15 protein-coding genes and 1 tRNA gene are annotated in these 17,462 nt (G+C 73.7%); 15 read left to right on the forward strand and 1 reads right to left on the reverse strand.

Annotated elements, in window-relative coordinates:
* The first annotated feature begins 65 nt into the window (after positions 1–65).
* The 13 genes from B1A86_RS02190 to B1A86_RS02250 all read left to right on the forward strand — a co-directional run bounded on the left by B1A86_RS02190 (position 66) and on the right by B1A86_RS02250 (position 14,612).
* Positions 66–1,664 carry an ABC transporter ATP-binding protein gene (locus B1A86_RS02190; protein WP_078025774.1) on the forward strand — a complete coding sequence of 533 codons (1,599 nt, stop codon included), beginning with the start codon at positions 66–68 and terminating at the stop codon, positions 1,662–1,664.
* Positions 1,661–3,076, forward strand: a complete 1,416-nt coding sequence (locus B1A86_RS02195) for an ABC transporter permease (protein ID WP_078025773.1) — start codon at positions 1,661–1,663, stop codon at positions 3,074–3,076. The genes B1A86_RS02190 and B1A86_RS02195 overlap by 4 nt, the downstream gene beginning before the upstream one ends.
* Positions 3,073–4,380 (forward strand): ABC transporter permease, encoded by a 1,308-nt coding sequence (locus B1A86_RS02200; protein WP_078025772.1) that lies wholly within the window; start codon positions 3,073–3,075, stop codon positions 4,378–4,380. Before B1A86_RS02195 ends, B1A86_RS02200 begins: the two co-directional genes overlap by 4 nt.
* A 2-nt stretch (positions 4,381–4,382) precedes the next feature.
* Positions 4,383–4,814 carry a cytidine deaminase gene (locus B1A86_RS02205; protein WP_078025771.1) on the forward strand — a complete coding sequence of 144 codons (432 nt, stop codon included), beginning with the start codon at positions 4,383–4,385 and terminating at the stop codon, positions 4,812–4,814.
* A gap of 74 nt (positions 4,815–4,888) precedes the next feature.
* Entirely contained in the window at positions 4,889–6,223 is a 1,335-nt protein-coding gene (locus B1A86_RS02210; protein WP_078025770.1) for a thymidine phosphorylase, read from the forward strand.
* A 4-nt stretch (positions 6,224–6,227) separates the two neighbouring features.
* A complete protein-coding gene (locus B1A86_RS02215; RefSeq protein ID WP_060974050.1) occupies positions 6,228–6,875 on the forward strand; it encodes a DedA family protein in 648 nt (215 codons plus the stop codon).
* A gap of 24 nt (positions 6,876–6,899) precedes the next feature.
* Positions 6,900–8,111, forward strand: coding sequence for an adenosine deaminase (locus B1A86_RS02220; protein WP_078025809.1), 1,212 nt, complete (start codon positions 6,900–6,902; stop codon positions 8,109–8,111).
* Between the two features lie 7 nt (positions 8,112–8,118).
* A complete protein-coding gene (locus B1A86_RS02225; RefSeq protein ID WP_078025769.1) occupies positions 8,119–8,925 on the forward strand; it encodes a MazG nucleotide pyrophosphohydrolase domain-containing protein in 807 nt (268 codons plus the stop codon).
* Positions 8,926–9,102: 177 nt separating this feature from the next.
* Complete coding sequence (gene eno, locus B1A86_RS02230) at positions 9,103–10,380, forward strand: phosphopyruvate hydratase (protein WP_036317829.1); 1,278 nt, start codon at positions 9,103–9,105, stop codon at positions 10,378–10,380.
* 136 nt (positions 10,381–10,516) lie between these two features.
* Entirely contained in the window at positions 10,517–11,329 is an 813-nt protein-coding gene (locus tag B1A86_RS02235; RefSeq protein ID WP_078025768.1) for a septum formation initiator family protein, read from the forward strand.
* 50 nt (positions 11,330–11,379) lie between these two features.
* On the forward strand, positions 11,380–12,978 hold the full coding sequence (locus B1A86_RS11830) for a DUF501 domain-containing protein (protein WP_078025767.1): 1,599 nt from the start codon (positions 11,380–11,382) through the stop codon (positions 12,976–12,978).
* A 53-nt stretch (positions 12,979–13,031) separates the two neighbouring features.
* Positions 13,032–14,447, forward strand: coding sequence for an NAD(P)/FAD-dependent oxidoreductase (locus B1A86_RS02245; RefSeq protein WP_078025766.1), 1,416 nt, complete (start codon positions 13,032–13,034; stop codon positions 14,445–14,447).
* Between the two features lie 91 nt (positions 14,448–14,538).
* A tRNA-Leu gene (locus B1A86_RS02250) sits at positions 14,539–14,612 on the forward strand.
* Positions 14,613–14,735: 123 nt separating this feature from the next.
* On the opposite strand, the gene B1A86_RS02255 is transcribed toward B1A86_RS02250, so the two are convergent.
* The gene (locus tag B1A86_RS02255) at positions 14,736–15,371 is read right to left on the reverse strand and encodes an NAD(P)-dependent oxidoreductase (RefSeq protein ID WP_078025765.1); all 636 of its coding nucleotides are present in this window, start codon (positions 15,369–15,371) and stop codon (positions 14,736–14,738) included.
* 126 nt (positions 15,372–15,497) lie between these two features.
* Between B1A86_RS02255 and B1A86_RS02260 the strand changes: the two genes are divergently transcribed.
* Entirely contained in the window at positions 15,498–16,805 is a 1,308-nt protein-coding gene (locus B1A86_RS02260) for an ISL3 family transposase (RefSeq protein ID WP_012750681.1), read from the forward strand.
* A 92-nt stretch (positions 16,806–16,897) separates the two neighbouring features.
* A complete protein-coding gene (locus tag B1A86_RS02265) occupies positions 16,898–17,266 on the forward strand; it encodes a helix-turn-helix domain-containing protein (protein WP_078025808.1) in 369 nt (122 codons plus the stop codon).
* Positions 17,267–17,462: the final 196 nt, after the last annotated feature.

Here is a 17,462-nt window from a genome sequence, read left to right on the forward strand (position 1 = left end):
GGCGCCCGGCCCGCCCCCGCCGCCGAGCGCGGCACCACGAGCATCGACCAGACGGAAGGCCCTCGATGAGGCTCGAACTGCGCGGGATCTCCAAGCGCTTCGGCTCGTTCGCCGCGAACGAGGACGTGAACCTGACCGTGGAGTCGGGGCGGGTGCACACCCTCCTCGGCGAGAACGGCGCCGGCAAGTCCACCCTGATGAACGTCCTCTTCGGGCTCTACGAGCCCACCGAGGGGGAGATCCTCCTCGACGGCGAGCCCGTCCGGTTCTCCGGTCCCGGTGAGGCCATGCGCGCGGGCATCGGCATGGTGCACCAGCACTTCATGCTCGTGCCCGTCTTCACGGTGGCCGAGAACGTGGCCCTCGGCGACGAGCACACCCGCGCCCTGGGCGTGCTCGACCTCGAGGCCACCCGCCGGCGGATCCGGGAGATCTCCGCCCAGTACGGCTTCGACGTGGACCCGGACGCCGTCGTCGAGGACCTGCCCGTGGGCGTGCAGCAGCGCGTCGAGATCATCAAGGCCCTCGTCCGCGACGCGCGCATCCTCATCCTGGACGAGCCGACCGCCGTGCTCACCCCCCAGGAGACCGACGAGCTGCTCGGCATCATCCGGCAGCTGCGGGAGGACGGCACGGCGATCGTGTTCATCTCCCACAAGCTGCGCGAGGTCAAGGCCGTCTCGGACGACATCACCGTGCTGCGCCGCGGCCGCGTGGTCGGCACGGCGGACCCCTCCGCCGAGGCCGCCGAGCTGGCCGCCCTCATGGTGGGCCGGAGCGTCGTCCTCGAGCGGCGCAAGACGGCCCCGACCCTGGGGGAGGAGACGTTCCGCGTCGAGGACCTCTCCGTCGTCTCGCCCACGGGCCAGGTGCTGCTGGACGCCGTGTCCTTCGCCGTCCGCCAGGGCGAGGTGCTCGCCGTGGCCGGTGTGCAGGGCAACGGGCAGACCGAGCTGACCGAGGCGATCATGGGCCTGGTCAAGGCCACCGGCTCCGTCACCCTGGACGGCCGGGAGCTGATCGGCCGGTCCACCCGCCAGATCATCCGCGCCGGCGTCGGCTTCGTGCCCGAGGACCGCTCCACGGACGGGCTCGTCGGCCCGTTCTCCGTGGCGGAGAACATGGTGCTCAACCGGTACGACGTCGCCCCGGCCGGCAACGCCGTGCAGATGCGCCCCGCCGCGGTGCGGGCGCTCGCCGAGCGCCGCGTGGCCGAGTTCGACGTCCGCACCCAGGGCGTGGACCTGCCGGTCTCCTCCCTCTCGGGAGGCAACCAGCAGAAGGTCGTCATGGCCCGCGAACTCGTGGACGGGCTGCGCCTGTTCATCGCCTCGCAGCCCACGCGCGGCGTGGACGTCGGCTCGATCGAGTTCCTGCACGACCGGATCATCGCCGAGCGCGACGCCGGCACCCCCGTGCTGATCGTCTCCACCGAGCTGGACGAGGTCCTCGAGCTGGCGGACCGGATCGCCGTGATGTACCACGGGCGGATCGTCGGCATCGTGCCGGGGGACACCTCGCGCGAGACGCTCGGCCTCATGATGGCCGGCCAGACCCCCGACGACGCGGCCCTCGCCTCCGGCGCAGACGTCGCCGCGGGCACGCCCGGCACCGCCGGTGAGGCGCCCGCCGCCCACCCCACCACGGAAGGAGAGCGCCCGTGAGCACCGCCGCCCCGCAGCGCCCGGCCCCCGCGTCCGACCCCCGCGTCCGGCCCGCCCCCGCCGACTCCGCCCTGCGCCGGATCCTCTCGGGCAACGGCACGGTCACCGCCCTGGCGATCCTGCTGTCCCTGCTGATCTCCGGCCTGCTGATCATCGCCGTGGACGAGGACGTCCGCGACGCCGCCGGCTACTTCTTCGCCCGCCCGGGCGACCTGCTCTCCGCCGCCTGGGCCGCGTTCGCCGGAGCCTTCGCGGCCCTGTTCCGCGGCGCCGTCTTCAACTACCGGGCCTCGGACGCGACGGGCATGCTCTACCCGCTCACCGAGACCCTCACCGTGGCGACCCCGCTGATCATCATCTCGCTGGGCATCGCCATCGCCTTCCGGGCGGGCCTGTTCAACATCGGCGGCCAGGGCCAGTTCATCTTCGGCGCCATGTTCGCCACGTGGTTCGGCGTGCACCTGCACCTGCCGGCCGGCGTGCACCTGCTGCTCGTCGTCGTGATGGGCGTGCTCGGCGGCGTGCTGTGGGGCTCCGTCGTCGGCGTGCTCAAGGCCTGGACGGGCGCGCACGAGGTGATCCTCACGATCATGCTCAACTACGTGGCGGTGAACCTGCTCGCCTACCTGTTGAACACCCCCGTCCTGCGGGCGCCCGCCACCACGAACCCGGTGTCCGCGCCGCTGGACCGCTCCGCCATGTTCCCGCGGCTGCTGGGGACCGACTTCCGGCTGCACTGGGGCTTCTTCGTCGCCCTGCTGGCCGTGCTCTTCACGTGGTGGCTGATGCAGCGCTCCACCCTCGGCTTCCGCCTGCGGGCCGTGGGCGCCAACCCGGACGCCGCCCGCACGGCCGGCATCTCCGTCAAGGGCTCCTACGTGGCCGCCATGGCGATCTCCGGCGGCCTCGCCGGCCTGGCCGGCGCCACCCACGTGGCCGGCACGGAGAGCACGCTGAACACCTCCGTGGCCGGGTCCTTCGGCTTCGACGCGATCACGGTGGCGCTGCTCGGCCGGTCCCACCCGGTGGGCGTGCTGTTCGCGGGCCTGCTCTTCGGCGCCCTGCGCGCCGGCGGCGTGACCATGCAGACCGAGACCGGGGTGCCGGTCGACATCGTCCTCGTGGTGCAGTCCGTGATCGTGCTGCTCATCGCGGCCCCGCCGCTGGTGCGCGCCATCTTCCGGCTGCCCGCCCCGGGCGCCGCGCGCGCCCGCCGCGCGGCCGACCCCGTGACCCAGCCCGCCGTGGCCGGCGCCGCGCTGACCGGCGCCGGCGGCCACGCCGCCGCCCCGTCCACGGGCGTCCAGGAGGCCGCGGCCGCCGCCGTCGCGGACCCGCAGGCCCCGACCACGCAGCCCACGGACACGGCCCCGACCCACCGCCCGCACGAGCAGAAGGGGGACGCCCGATGAGCGCGACCGCCGCCCGGCCCCACGCCGACGTCGTCCGCCCCGAGGCCGCCGAGCCCGCCCGGGTCGTGGTCCGGCACTGGACCACCCCGATCGCCCTGACGATCCTGACCCTGCTGGCCCTGGCCGTCTTCGCCCTCGGCGCCCCCGAGGCGACGGCGACCTTCCGACTCTCCCACGCGTCCGACGCCGTCGTGCTCCCGGACCTGACCGCCGACCCCGTGCTGGGGGGCTGGCTGCTCGTCGGGCTCATGGCGGTGCTGACCGCGGTGGCCTGGCTGGCGACCCTGCGCTCGGGGCGCACCCCCGGCTGGGCCGCGGCCCTGTTCGCCGTCGCCTTCGTGGCCGCGTTCCTCATCTGGGTGATCGGCTCGGCGGACAACACCACCGTGTTCCTCACCGGCCTGATCGCCGGCTCGTTCGCGCTGGCCGTCCCGCTGATCTTCGGCTCGATGGCCGGCATCCTGGCCGAGCGCTCGGGCGTGGTGAACATCGCGATCGAGGGTCAGCTGCTGGCGGGCGCGTTCACGGCCGCCGTCGTCGGCACCGCCACCGGCTCGCCCTGGGCGGGCCTGGTCGCCGCCATCGTGGCCGGCGTCCTCGTGTCCTGGCTGCTCGCCGTGTTCTCGATCAAGTACCTGGTCAACCAGGTGATCGTCGGCGTCGTGCTCAACGTGCTCGTGGCCGGCCTGACGAGCTTCCTGTACTCCACCGTCCTCACGGACGGGGACACCGAGCTCAACGCGCCGCCGCACTTCCCGAACCTGCGGATCCCGGGCCTGGCGGACATCCCCGTGCTCGGGCCCATCCTGTTCGACCAGACGATCCTGGGCTACGCGATGTACCTGCTCGTGATCGCGCTGTGGTTCGCCCTGTTCCGCACCCGCTGGGGCCTGCGCGTGCGCGCCGTGGGCGAGCACCCCAAGGCCGCGGACACCGTGGGCATCGACGTGAACCGCACGCGGTACGCCGCCGTCCTGCTGGGCGGCGCGGTGGCCGGCATGGGCGGGGCGTTCTTCACGCTCGTCTCCGCGTCGTCCTTCACCAAGGAGATGACGGCGGGCCAGGGCTTCATCGCGCTCGCGGCCGTGATCTTCGGCCGCTGGAACCCGATCGGCGCGTTCTTCGCGGCGCTGCTGTTCGGCTTCGCCACCAACATGCAGTACGTCCTGGCGATCCTCGGCACCCCGGTGCCGAGCCAGTTCATGGCGATGCTCCCGTACCTCGTCACGGTGTTCGCCGTGGCCGGCCTCGTGGGCCGCTCGCGCGGCCCGGCCGCCTCGGGCGTGCCGTACGTGAAGGAGTAGCCGTGGCGGACGGGCAGCACACGACGACGGCGCCGCGCGTGGACTGGGACCGGCTGCGGGCCGCGGCCCTGGCCGCCACGGAGCACGCCTACGTGCCCTACTCGGGGTTCCGGGTGGGCGCCGCCGCGCTCACCGACGACGGCCGCCTCGTCTCGGGCTGCAACATCGAGAACGCGTCCTACGGGCTGACCCTGTGCGCCGAGTGCGCGCTGCTGGCCGAACTGCGCATGGGCGGGGGCGGCCGACTGGCCGCGTTCGTGTGCGTGGACGGCGCGGGCGTGCTCACCATGCCCTGCGGGCGGTGCCGCCAGCTGCTGTACGAGTTCCGCGCCCCCGGGCTCGTGCTGCTCACCCCGGCGGGGGAGCGGGGGATCGACGCGGTGCTGCCGGACGCCTTCGGCCCGGCCGACCTGGAGCGGGCGGACCGTCCCTGACCTGCGGCGCGCTCCCGGGCCCGCTCGCTAGAGTCGGAGGCTGACCGTCGCAGCCGTCCCCCGAGGAGACCCCCATGACCGCGCAGCCGCAGGCCGAGCCCTTCGACGCCGTCGAGGTGATCCGCACCAAGCGGGACCGGGGGACGCTGTCACCCGAGCAGATCGACTGGGTGGTGGACGCGTACACCCGCGGCGTGGTGGCGGACGAGCAGATGTCCGCCCTGGCCATGGCGATCCTGCTCAACGGCATGGACCGCGCCGAGATCGCCCGCTGGACGGACGCGATGATCGCCTCGGGCGAGCGCATGGACTTCGGCGGGCTCACCACCCCGGACGGCCGCCCCCTGGCCACCGCGGACAAGCACTCCACCGGCGGCGTGGGGGACAAGATCACCCTGCCGCTGGCCCCGCTCGTGGCCTCCTTCGGGGTGGCCGTGCCGCAGCTGTCCGGCCGCGGCCTCGGCCACACCGGCGGCACCCTGGACAAGCTCGAGGCGATCCCCGGGTGGCGGGCCGACCTCAGCAACGAGGCGATGCTGCGCCAGCTCTCCGAGGTGGGCGCCGTGATCTGCGCGGCCGGCTCGGGCCTGGCCCCGGCGGACAAGCGCCTGTACGCCCTGCGCGACGTCACCGGCACGGTGGAGGCCATCCCGCTGATCGCCTCCTCGATCATGTCCAAGAAGATCGCCGAGGGCACCGGCGCCCTCGTGCTGGACGTCAAGTGCGGCTCGGGCGCGTTCATGAAGGACGAGGCGTCCGCCCGCGAGCTGGCCCGGACCATGGTGGACCTCGGCCGGGACGCCGGGGTGGACACCTCGGCGCTGCTCACGGACATGTCCGTGCCCCTGGGCCGGACGGCCGGCAACGCCCTCGAGGTCCGCGAGTCGGTGGAGGTGCTCGCCGGCGGCGGCCCGGCCGACGTCGTGGAGCTCACCGTGGCGCTCGCCGCCGCGATGCTCGCAGGCGCCGGGGTCACGGACGTGGACCCGGCCGAGCACCTGGCCAACGGCCGGGCGATGGACGTGTGGAACCGGATGATCGAGGCCCAGGGCGGCGACCCGCGCGCGGCCCTCCCGACGGCGGCCCACACCGAGGACGTCGTCGCGGAGACGGACGGCGTCCTCACCGAGCTGGACGCGATGGCCGTGGGCCTGGCCGCGTGGCGCCTCGGCGCCGGGCGGGAGCGGCAGGGCCAGGCCGTCCAGGCCGCGGCCGGCGTCGAGGTGCACGTGCGCCCCGGCGAGCGCGTGGCCCGGGGCCAGAAGGTGCTGACCCTGCACACGGACACGCCGGAGCGCTTCGAGCGGGCGAAGGCCGCGCTCGCCGGCGGCTGGGCCGTCGGCGAGCTCGACGACGCCGCCGCCCGGACCCTGCGCGAGCGCTCCGTGATCCTGGACCGGATCGGCTGACCGGATGCTCGCGTGGCTCGAGGGGGCGATCCTCCACGCCTCCGCGCAGTGGTGGGTCCTGCCGCTGACGCTGCTGCTGTGCCTGCTCGACGGCATCGTGCCGATCTTCCCGTCGGAGTCGGTGCTGGTGGCCCTCGGTGCGATCGTCCGCGACGGGCATCCGTTCTCCCTGTGGGCGCTGTGGGGGGTCGGCTTCGCGGGCGCGTTCCTGGGGGACGTGGCCGCGTACGCGATCGGCCGTGCCGTGGGCGTGGAGCGGTTCCGGTGGATGCGGCTGCGGCGGGTGCGGGCCACGGTCGAGGTCGCCCGGCACCACCTGCACAGTCACGGCGCGCTGCTGCTGTTCACCGCCCGGTTCATCCCCGGCGGCCGCGTGGCCCTGAACTTCACCGCCGGCGCCACCCGCTATCCGCCGGTGCGGTTCGTGGCGCTGGACCTGCTCTCCACGGCCAGCTGGGCCGCGTACTCGATCATGATCGCGCGCCTGACCGCGGGCTGGCTGGAGAACCCGGTGCTGCAGATCGCCGTCTCCGTGACGGGTGCCGCGCTCGTGGGCCTGCTGCTGGACCGTCTGCTCAAGGCCCTGCTGCGCCGCCGGCTGGGCGCCGGGGTGAAGGGCCTCACCCTGGCCGAGCAGGAGGCCCTGCGCTGAGCGCCCTGCCGTAGAGTGACGCCCGTGACGACGACGCAGCTTCCGGACACCGCATCCCCCTCCCCGCTCGAGGTCGACCTGGCCGTCCTGCCCAAGGTCTCCCTCCATGACCACCTCGACGGCGGCCTGCGCGTGGGCACCGTCCTCGACCTGGCCCGCGAGGCCGGCGTCGAGGTCCCCGCGGACACCGTCGAGGGCCTGGCCGAGTGGATCGCCGAGCACGCCAACGGCGAGTCCCTCGAGAAGTACCTGCAGGTCTTCGCCCTGACCACCGCCGTGATGCAGACCCGCGAGCAGCTGCGCCGCGTGGCCCGCGAGTTCGTCGAGGACCTGGTCGCCGACGGCGTCGTCTACGGCGAGATCCGCTGGGCCCCTGAGCAGCACCTGGCCGGCGGGCTGAGCCTGGACGAGGCGGTCGAGGCCGTGCAGGCCGGCCTGGACGAGGCGGTCGAGGCCGACGCCGCCGCGGGCCACGCGATCCGCGTGGGCCAGCTGGTCACCGCGATGCGGCACGCCGACCGGGCCCAGGAGATCGCCGAGCTGGCCGTGCGCCACCGCGCGGCCGGCGTCGTGGGCTTCGACATCGCGGGCGCCGAGGCCGGGTTCCCGCCCTCCCGCTTCGCCGACACCTTCACGTGGCTGGCCGCCCACCACCTGCCCGTCACCGTGCACGCGGGCGAGGGCGACGGCCTGGACTCCGTCCGCTCGGCCCTCGTGGACGGCCGCGCCCTGCGTCTGGGCCACGGCGTGCGCCTGGCCGAGGACATCTCGGTGGAGTACGGCGGTGTGGACGAGGACGGCGAGCAGCTGGACGAGCTGACCGGCCTCGTGGACCTGGGCGAGACCGCCGCGTGGGTGCGGGACCGGCAGATCGCCCTGGAGGTCTGCCCGTCCTCGAACCTGCAGACCGGCGCGGTGGACGCCGCGGCGGGCATCGCGGGCCATCCCATCGACCTGCTCGTGCAGCTCGGCTTCCGCGTCACCGTGAACACGGACAACCGGCTCGTCTCGGACGTGTCCCTGACCGACGAGCTCTACCTGCTCGCCGAGACCTTCGGCTACTCGCTCTCCGAGCTGCTGGACCTGCAGCTCAACGCCGCCGAGGCCGCCTTCCTGTCCGTGGACGAGCGCGAGGACCTCGCCGAGATCCTCGTGGCCGGCTGGGGCGAGGTCATCTCCGGCGACGCCGTCGGCCCGGTCCTCGAGGAGCTGGACGACGAGGACGAGGACGACTGATCCGCCCGTGAGCGCGAGTGTGGACCGTCTGGTGGCGGTGGTCGAGGCCCTGCGCGACCACTGCCCCTGGACGGCCGCGCTCACGCATGCCGACCTCGCCGAGTACCTCGTGGAGGAGGCGTACGAGGCGGTGGCGGAGATCGAGTCCCGCGACGCCGCCGCGTGGGCCGACGTGCCCGCGCGTCGGGCCGACGGCGCGTACCCCGCCCTGGCCGCCGAGCTCGGGGACGTCCTGTTCCAGGTGGTCCTGCACGCCGCCGTCTCCCGGGCGCCGGGCGCCCCGGCGGAGACGGCCGGGTTCCGCGTGGACGACGCCGCCGACGCCCTCACGGCCAAGATGATCCGGCGCAACCCGCTCGTGCTCACCCCCGAGGGCGGCCTGCGCCCGGCCGAGGAGCTCGCCGCCGTCACGCCGGAGGCCGTCGAGCTGGCCTGGGAGCGGGTCAAGGCGCAGGAGCGGGCGGCCGCGGGGCTCTCGCCCGCCGCCCCGGCCCACGACGACGGCGGCACCGGCCCGGGCCTCGACGTCGGCGACATCCCGGCCCGGCTGCCGGCGCTGGCCGCCGCCGCGAATGTGGTCGACCGCGCGGCCCGGCAGGAGCCGGACCCGCTCGCCGCGCACGTCCCGGCGCCGGCCGCCGAGGCGGGGGAGCGCCCGGCGGCGGGGTGGCCCGACGAGGCCGCGCTCGGGGCGGAGCTGTTCGCGCTGGTGCGCCGGGCCCGGGCGGCGGGGCTCGACCCCGAACGGGCCCTGCGCACCACGGTGGCGCGGGTGCGTGCGGGGGACTGGTCGGCCCTGCGCCCGTCCGGCTGACGCGGCGCCGCTCCGGCCCGGCCGCAGCCCCGACCGCGCCCCAGCGACATCGCAGCAGGGGGGAACGGCGGTCTTGTCGCCGGCGCGCGGCCGACTGGAACCTGAGGTCCCCGCTAGGCTGAGGCCGTGTCCACGCCGCGGGCACGACTTCCGACTTCGATTGAAGGAGACCCGTCCATGGCCCTGATCGACGCCATCCACGCTCGCGAGATCCTCGACTCGCGCGGCAACCCCACCGTCGAGGTGGAGGTCCTGCTCACCGACGGCTCCCTGGGCCGCGCGGCCGTGCCCTCGGGCGCGTCCACCGGCGAGTTCGAGGCGGTCGAGCGCCGTGACGGGGACAAGAAGCGCTACGGCGGCAAGGGTGTGCTGGACGCCGTCGCCGCGGTCGAGGGCATCGCGGAGGAGCTCGAGGGCGAGTTCGCCGCGGACCAGCGCGCCGTGGACCGCGCGATGCGGGACCTGGACGGCACCCCCAACAAGGGCAAGCTGGGCGCGAACGCGATCCTGGGCGTGTCGATGGCCGTCGCCGTGGCCGCCGCGCAGGCCTCCGACCTCATGCTCTACAAGTACCTGGGCGGCCCGAACGCCCACGTGCTGCCCGTGCCGATGATGAACATCCTCAACGGCGGCGCCCACGCGGACTCCAACGTGGACATCCAGGAGTTCATGATCGCCCCGATCGGCGCCCCGTCCTTCCGCGAGGCCCTGCGCTGGGGCACCGAGGTCTACCACGCCCTGAAGACCGTGCTGCAGGAGAAGGGCCTGTCCACCGGCCTGGGCGACGAGGGCGGGTTCGCCCCGTCCCTGGAGTCCAACCGCGCCGCCCTGGACCTCATCGCCGAGGCCGTGACGAAGGCCGGCTACCGCCTGGGCGAGGACATCGCGCTGGCGCTGGACGTCGCCTCCTCCGAGTTCTTCGACAACGGCTCCTACACCTTCGAGGGCCAGCAGCGCTCCGCCGAGGAGATGGCCGCCTACTACACCGAGCTGGTGGACAACTACCCGATCGTCTCCATCGAGGACCCGCTCGACGAGGACGACTGGGACGGCTGGCAGCACCTGACCGCGCAGCTGGGCGATCGCGTCCAGCTGGTGGGCGACGACCTGTTCGTCACCAACGTGGAGCGGCTGCAGCGCGGCATCGACGAGAAGGCCGGCAACGCCCTGCTCGTGAAGGTCAACCAGATCGGCTCCCTGACCGAGACCTTCGACGCGATCGCCCTGGCCCAGCGCCACATGTTCCACTGCATGATCTCGCACCGCTCGGGCGAGACCGAGGACACGTTCATCGCGGACCTCGCGGTGGCCACCAACGCCGGCCAGATCAAGACCGGCGCCCCGGCCCGCTCGGACCGCGTGGCCAAGTACAACCAGCTGCTGCGCATCGAGGAGGACCTGGCCGACGCCGCCGTCTACGCGGGCCGCTCCGCCTTCCCGCGCTTCCGCGGCTGACCGTCCCCGACGACGACGCGCGGGCCCGCCCGGATCCTTCCGGGCTGGCCCGTGCCCGTCCCGGCGCGGCCAGGAGCCTGCCAGGGGCGGGCAGTAGGCTGGGAGGGTCCCCGCCACGCGTCCGAAGGAGTCCGCGATGAGTCCGCGCCGCCCCCGCGTGCCCCGTGTCGACCCGACGACGGGCGCCCCGCGCCGGACCGCCGTCGCCGCCCCGGCGGCCCCGACGACGGCCTCCCCGAAGGCGGACGCGCCCACGCCGACCCCTGAGGCCACCACGCCGACGCCCGCGGCCACGGGCGCCGAGGTCATCGACCTGCACAGCGTCCAGGAGCGCCGCCAGGCCGGTCACCACGGACACCTGGACGGGCACCCGGACGCGGACCGGGCCGACACGGCCCCCGCCGCCCCCGCGTCCCCGTCGGCACCCCCGCGCCGGACGGCGCCGGCCCGCCCGGCCGGGCGTCGGACCCGGCCCGCCCCCCGCCGCGCCGCATCCGCCGCCGCCACGGCCGCCCGCCGTCGGGCCCCGCTGCCGGAGCCGGTGCCGGCCCGGCAGATCACGGGCCGCTCGCTCATCGTCGTCGCCGTGCTGCTGGTGGCCGCCGTCCTGGTGGCGCCCACGCTGCGCGCGTTCCTGAACCAGCAGCTGGAGATCTCGGCCGCGCGCGAGGAGATCGCCACCATGCAGGCCCAGCGCGAGGACTACGAACGGCGGATCCAGCTGTGGGACGATCCCGCCTACGTGACCCAGCAGGCGCGCGAGCGCCTCGAGCTGGTCATGCCGGGGGAGACCCTGTACTCCGTGACGGGACGACCCTCCGAGACCGAGACCGAGACCGACACCGAGGCCGAGGACACGCCCGCCGCCCGCGCGGACGAGGTCGTCAACACCCGCCTGCCGTGGGCCGAGGGCCTGTGGGACTCGGCCGTCCGCGCCGGGCTCGAGTGAGCCCCGCGTCCCGCCCCCGCCCGCACCACCCCCCGCACCCCGAGGACACCATGACCGTCAGCCCCCGCCCCGCCCAGGACCGCACCGTCACCGAGCAGGACCTGGACACCCTGTCCCGCCAGCTCGGCCGCCCGGTCCGGGACGTCGTGGAGATCGGTGCCCGCTGCGTGTGCGGCAACCCCCTCGTGGCCACCACCGCGCCGCGGTTCTCCAACGGCATCCCGTTCCCCACGACCTTCTACCTGACGCACCCCGTGCTGACGGCGGCGGTCTCGCGCGTGGAGGCGGACGGGGAGATGGCACGCATGAACGACCGCCTCGCCCAGGATCCCGCGCTCGCGGCCGCGCACCGCGCGGCGCACGAGGCCTACATCGCCGAGCGGGACCGGGTCGGGGCCGAGGCCGGCACGGGGCCCGTCCCGGAGATCGCCGGGGTCTCGGCCGGCGGCATGCCCGAGCGCGTGAAGTGCCTGCACGCCCTCGTGGGCCACGCGCTCGCGGCCGGGCCGGGGGTGAACCCGCTCGGTGACGAGGCGATCGCCCTGGTGGCCCCGTGGTGGACGCCCGAGGTCTGCGCGTGCGAGGGCGCGTGGGACGAGGCCGCGGCGGTGCCCACGAAGGACCTGTCCCGGCACGTGAGGCACCTCGAACGCGTCGCCGCGCTCAAGGAGGTCACGGTGGCCGGCGTGGACTGCGGCACGAACTCCATCCGCCTGCTGATCTCCCGGCCGGCCGGGACGGATGAGACCACCGGCGCCGTGGCCGACCCGACGGCGCCGCTGGCCGACGTCGTGCGCGAGATGCGCGTGGTGCGCCTGGGCGAGGGCGTGGACGCCACCGGCGCGTTCTCCGACGCCGCGCTGGAGCGCACCTTCGCGGCGGTGGACGAGTACGCCCGCCTGGTCCAGCGCCACCACGCCGGCCGGGTCCGGTTCGTGGCCACCTCCGCCAGCCGGGACGTCTCCAACCGGGCCGCGTTCGTCGACGGCGTCCGGGAGCGGCTCGGCGTCGAGCCGGAGGTCGTCTCAGGCGACGAGGAGGCCGCCCTGTCCTTCGCGGGCGCCGTCTCCGCCGTCGAGACCGCGGACCTGGGCCCGGAGGACCTCGTGCTCGTCGTGGACCTCGGCGGCGGTTCCACCGAGCTGGTCGTCGGCACGCCTGCGGGCGAGGTCGTGGGCGCGGTCAGCCTGGACATGGGCTGCGTGCGGTTCACCGAGCGTCATCTGCGCTCCGACCCCCCGACGTCGGACGAGGTCGCCGCGGCCCGCGCGGACGCCCGCCGCCTCCTCGACGACGCCGCCGCCCGCCTGCCGCTGGAACGCGTGGCGCGCGTGGTCGGCGTGGCCGGCTCGGTGACCACCGTGACCGCCGAGGCCCTCGGGCTCAGCACGTACGAGCCCGAGGCCATCCACGGCGCGCGTCTGCCGATCGCGGAGTTCCGCGCGGCGGCGGAGGGCCTCGTGGCCGCGACCCGGGCCGAGCGCTCCGAGCGGGGGTTCATGCACCCGGGACGGGTGGACGTGATCGGCGCGGGCGCGCTGCTGTGGAGCACCGTCCTGGAGCGGGTGGCCGAGACCGCGGGCGTCACCGAGGCCTGGGCGAGCGAGCACGACATCCTGGACGGGATCGTGCTCTCGCTGCGGTCCTGATCACGGCGGCGGAAGATGGAGGGGCGGGGCCGGTGCGTGCGTAGACTGGCGGTATGTCTCTCACTCCTGAACTGTCTCCCAAGCCGCGCCTGCTGATCGTCGGCGGCGGCTACGCCGGTTTCCAGCTCGCGAAGGAGCTGCAGACCAAGGTCAAGGACCGCGGCGGCGTCGTGACCGTCGTGGACCCGCTGCCGTACATGACGTACCAGCCGTTCCTGCCCGAGGTCGTCGGCGGCCACATCGTGGGGCGCAACGTCGTCGTGGACCTCGCCACGCATCTCAAGGACGCCGAGGTGCTGCGCGGCACCGTCGTGAAGGTGGAGCACGCCCGCCGTGTCGCCACCGTGCGCGGCGAGGACGGCCACGAGTTCGAGCTGCCCTACCAGGACATCGCCATGACCGCCGGCGCCACCACCCGCGTCTTCCCGATCAAGGGCCTGGGCGAGCACGGCATCGGTCTGAAGACCGTGGAGGAGGCCGTGACGCTGCGCAACCAGATCCTGGAGCGCCTGGACGCCGCCTCCCTCATGGTGGACGCCGAGGCCCGTCGTCGCGCCCTGACCTTCGTGGTGGTCGGCGGCGGCTTCGCCGGCATCGAGACCGTGGGCGAGATGGAGCACCTCATCCGCACCGCCGTCGCCCGTAACCCGCGCCTGTCCCAGTCCGAGGTCCGCATCGTGCTCGTCGAGGCGATGGGCCGCATCATGCCCGAGGTCGGCGAGGACCAGGCCGTCGGCGTGGTGGAGCACCTGAAGGACCGCGGCATCGAGGTCCTGCTCAACACCTCGCTGGGCGACGCCACGGACGGGATCATGACCCTCGTGGACATGAAGGACAAGTCCGAGAAGGAGAAGTTCGGGGCCGACACCCTCGTGTGGACCGCGGGCGTGGCCGCCAACGCCGTCGCCAAGCAGACCGACTTCCCGGTCGAGGAGCGTGGCCGCATCGAGGTCACCCCCACCCTCCAGGTCAAGGACGGGGAGAACGGCGTGTTCGAGGGCGCCTGGGGCTGCGGCGACGTCTGCGCCGTCCCGGACCTGACCGGCGCGGGCCCCGGCGGGTTCTGCGTCCCGAACGCCCAGCACGCCGGCCGTCAGGCCAAGCAGCTGGCCGCCAACTACATGGCCGTCCGCCACGGCGAGGGCGAGGTGCAGGAGTACGTGCACAAGTCGCTCGGCGCCGTCGCGGGCCTGGGCTTCTTCAAGGGCGTCGGCAACCCGCTCGGCGTGAAGATCTCCGGCCCGGCCGCCTTCCTGGCGCACCGCGGCTACCACGCCTACGCGATGCCCACCCTGGACCGCCGCTTCCGCATCCTCTCCGGCTGGGTCGCCGAGACCCTGTTCGGCCGCGACTCCACCTCGGTGGCGGGCCTGGACACCCCGTTCAACCCGTTCCGCCGCGCCGCCGGCGTCGAGCTCGAGCCCGGCCGCTTCGAGCGGCAGCGGGCCCTCGAGTCCTCGAAGGGCTGATCCTGCAGCCAGCGGGCCGCCGGCCCCGTCCGAGTGCATCGGGCGGGGCCGGCGTCGTCCGCACCCGGGCCCGCGTCCACGGGCCCGCCACGCCCCCGTGGCCCAACTGGCAGAGGCGGCCGACTTAAAATCGGCGTGTTGCGGGTTCGAGTCCCGCCGGGGGCACCCCACGCGCCCGGCTCGAACCGCAGTCCCGAGGATCACGGGCTGGGGTTCGAGCCGTGTCGGCGTTCACGGCCCCGGTGAGCGCGTCCTGCGCCTCATCCGTGCCGAGAGGCTCCGGGGACGTCAATACGCGAAGTGGATCTGCGCCCGGTGGCGGGTGGGCGTCTCGATCTCATCGAGGACGGCGCGGGCGAAGTCGGCGCCGCTGATCGCGGACTTCCCGTCCTGGTCGAACAGCGCGACCTCGCCGGAGACGCGGTAGCGTCCGAGCGCTTCCCCGGGCGCGTGGGAGCCGAACTCTGCGGCCGGGCTGACGAACAGCCAGTCCACGTCGACGGAGCCCGTGGCGAGGTCCGTGAGGATGTCGTTCATCTCCCGTGCTTCGGCGGCGAACTCCGGGGGCAGGTCGTCACCCTCGACGAATCGCGGGGCGCCCTGCGCCGGGCGGAGAGAGCTGAATCCCCCGATCCCGACGAACCGGGCGCCGTTCGTGGCCGCCGCCTGGGCGAGCGAACGGTAGGCGTCGCGCAGCTTGCCCGCATTGTCCCCTCGCGGTGAGAGCGCGGCGACGACGACCTCGGCCCCCGCGATGTCGGGGACGGACCGGGTGAGGTCGCCGGTGACGTATCGGACGCTCTCCGCCTGCGTCCCGGGGGCCGTTCGGCTGATGGCCGTGACGGTGTGGCCGCGACGCGCGGCCTCGGCGACGATGGCGGCTCCCGCGTACCCCGTCCCTCCGACAACAGTGATTGCAGTCATCTCGGTGCTTCTCCGGCTCTTCACGAACGAGGGTGTAGTCGGTTGAGCGCGTCGGTGGCCGGGTAGGGGTCGAGGTCTCCCGGATGATGGAAGTTCTTCACGCTCGCCATCCCGAAAGACCTCGACGTGCTCCACCCTACTTTCGCGACCCCTGACCTGACCACGTTCTGCCGCCTTGACGAGCTCGGCCTCGTCGCCGTCGGCCAGCTGATCGAGCCGGATCGGGCCACGATCGAATGCCGCGTCGTCGAGGACGACCCGTGGTGTCGGAAGTGCGGTGTCGAGGGCGTGCCGCGGGACACGGTCACGCGTCGACTGGCGCACGAGCCGTTCGGGCACCGGCCGACGACCCTGCTGGTGCGGGTGCGCCGGTACCGGTGCGGACACTGCCGGCGCACGTGGCGGCAGGACATGACGCGGGCAGCGGCGCCGCGTGCGAAGATCTCCCGCGGCGGCCTGGAGTGGGCGCTGCGGGGCATCGTCATCGACCACCTCACCGTCACCCGCGTCGCCGCAGGTCTCGGGGTGTCCTGGAGTGCCGCGAACGCCGCCGTCCTCGCGGAAGGCAAGCGGCGCCTGATCGACGACCCCGCCCGGTTCGACGGGGTCACCACGATCGGTGTCGACGAGCACGTCTGGCGACACACGAGGCTGGGCGACAAGTACGTCACCGTGATCATCGACCTCACCCCCGCGAGGAACAAGACCGGGCCGGCGAGGCTGCTGGACATGGTCGAGGGCCGCTCCAAGGCGGTGTTCAAGCAGTGGCTCGCCGCCCGCCCTGCGGACTGGGCGAAGCGGATCGAGGTGGTCGCGATGGACGGCTTCGCCGGGTTCAAGACCGCTGCCGCCGAGGAACTCCCCGACGCCGTCCCCGTCATGGACCCGTTCCACGTGGTCCGCCTCGCCGGCGACGCGCTGGATGTCTGCCGGCGTCGGGTCCAGCAAGACACCACCGGTCACCGCGGGCTCAAGGGCGACCCGCTCTACAAAGCCCGCCGCACCCTGCACACCGGGGCGAGCCTGCTCACCGACCGGCAGCGGGCACGCCTGGACGCAGTGTTCGCGAGCGAGGAGCACATCGAGGTCGAGGCGACCTGGGGCATCTACCAGCGCATCGTCGCGGCCTACCGGGAGCCCGACAAGAAGAAAGCGAAGGCGATGATGCAGGAGGTGATCGCTACGATCAGCAGCGGCGTTCCCGCGGCGCTCGTCGAGGTCCGCAAGCTCGGCCGGACCATGAAGCAGCGGGCGGGCGACATCCTCGCGTTCTTCGACCGCCCCGGCACCAGCAACGGCCCGACCGAGGCCATCAACGGGCGGCTCGAACACCTCCGCGGCTCCGCCCTCGGCTTCCGCAACCTCACCCACTACATCGCTCGGTCACTGCTCGAAGCCGGAGGGTTCAGACCCGCGCTACACCCTCGTTCGTGAAGAGCCGCTTCTCCATCCGTTGTGTGATCAGTGGGTGGTGGTTACTGTAGGAGACCAGGCGATGTTCGGGAAGGAGGCACCTTGTGGTAACCATGAGGCAGGCGGGAGCGAAGCGCGGGAATCCCTACGAGCAGGGGTGCCCGACGCGCCATATCCTCGACCGGATCGGTGACAAGTGGACGGTCCTGATCGTCGGGGCGCTGGGAGAGGAGAGCCTCCGGTTCTCCGAGCTGCGTCGACGGATCGAGGGGATCTCGCAGAAGATGCTCACCCAGACCCTGCGTGCCCTCGAGGAGGACGGCCTGGTGACGCGTACGGTCTACGCGGAGGTGCCGGCGCGGGTGGAATACCGGCTCACCGAGGCCGGGCACAGCCTCCGGGCCCCGCTGCAGGCGCTGGAGGAATGGTCGATCACGCACCTCGCCGATGTGCTGCACGCTCGCAACCACTACCAGACCTGACGCGCACCGCCCTGCCGGAAGAGTCGATCAACCGGACTGAGTGGGGCCCGCGGTGCGGATGAGGGCGCTTCACCTCTGCGCCCACCGTGAACAGCCGGTGAACCGGCGCGGATCCACGCTCCGCCCCGCGCGCGGACGCAGACATCCCGATAGGATCGTGCTGAACCCCGGGGCACGAGCGCTGCTCACTGCGGCG

The sequence above is a fragment of the Micrococcus sp. KBS0714 genome, from assembly GCF_002008305.4.
Taxonomy (GTDB): domain Bacteria; phylum Actinomycetota; class Actinomycetes; order Actinomycetales; family Micrococcaceae; genus Micrococcus; species Micrococcus luteus.

Bases quoted from the DNA above. Each gene is read 5' to 3' on its own strand.
- B1A86_RS02190 (WP_078025774.1), top strand. From the start codon at position 66: ATGAGGCTCGAACTGCGCGGGATCTCCAAGCGCTTCGGCTCGTTCGCC.
- B1A86_RS02200 (WP_078025772.1), top strand. From the start codon at position 3,073: ATGAGCGCGACCGCCGCCCGGCCCCACGCCGACGTCGTCCGCCCCGAG.
- B1A86_RS02210 (WP_078025770.1), top strand. From the start codon at position 4,889: ATGACCGCGCAGCCGCAGGCCGAGCCCTTCGACGCCGTCGAGGTGATC.
- B1A86_RS02215 (WP_060974050.1), top strand. From the start codon at position 6,228: ATGCTCGCGTGGCTCGAGGGGGCGATCCTCCACGCCTCCGCGCAGTGG.
- eno (WP_036317829.1), top strand. From the start codon at position 9,103: ATGGCCCTGATCGACGCCATCCACGCTCGCGAGATCCTCGACTCGCGC.
- B1A86_RS02235 (WP_078025768.1), top strand. From the start codon at position 10,517: ATGAGTCCGCGCCGCCCCCGCGTGCCCCGTGTCGACCCGACGACGGGC.
- B1A86_RS11830 (WP_078025767.1), top strand. From the start codon at position 11,380: ATGACCGTCAGCCCCCGCCCCGCCCAGGACCGCACCGTCACCGAGCAG.
- B1A86_RS02245 (WP_078025766.1), top strand. From the start codon at position 13,032: ATGTCTCTCACTCCTGAACTGTCTCCCAAGCCGCGCCTGCTGATCGTC.
- B1A86_RS02255 (WP_078025765.1), bottom strand. From the start codon at position 15,371: ATGACTGCAATCACTGTTGTCGGAGGGACGGGGTACGCGGGAGCCGCC.
- B1A86_RS02265 (WP_078025808.1), top strand. From the start codon at position 16,898: ATGAGGCAGGCGGGAGCGAAGCGCGGGAATCCCTACGAGCAGGGGTGC.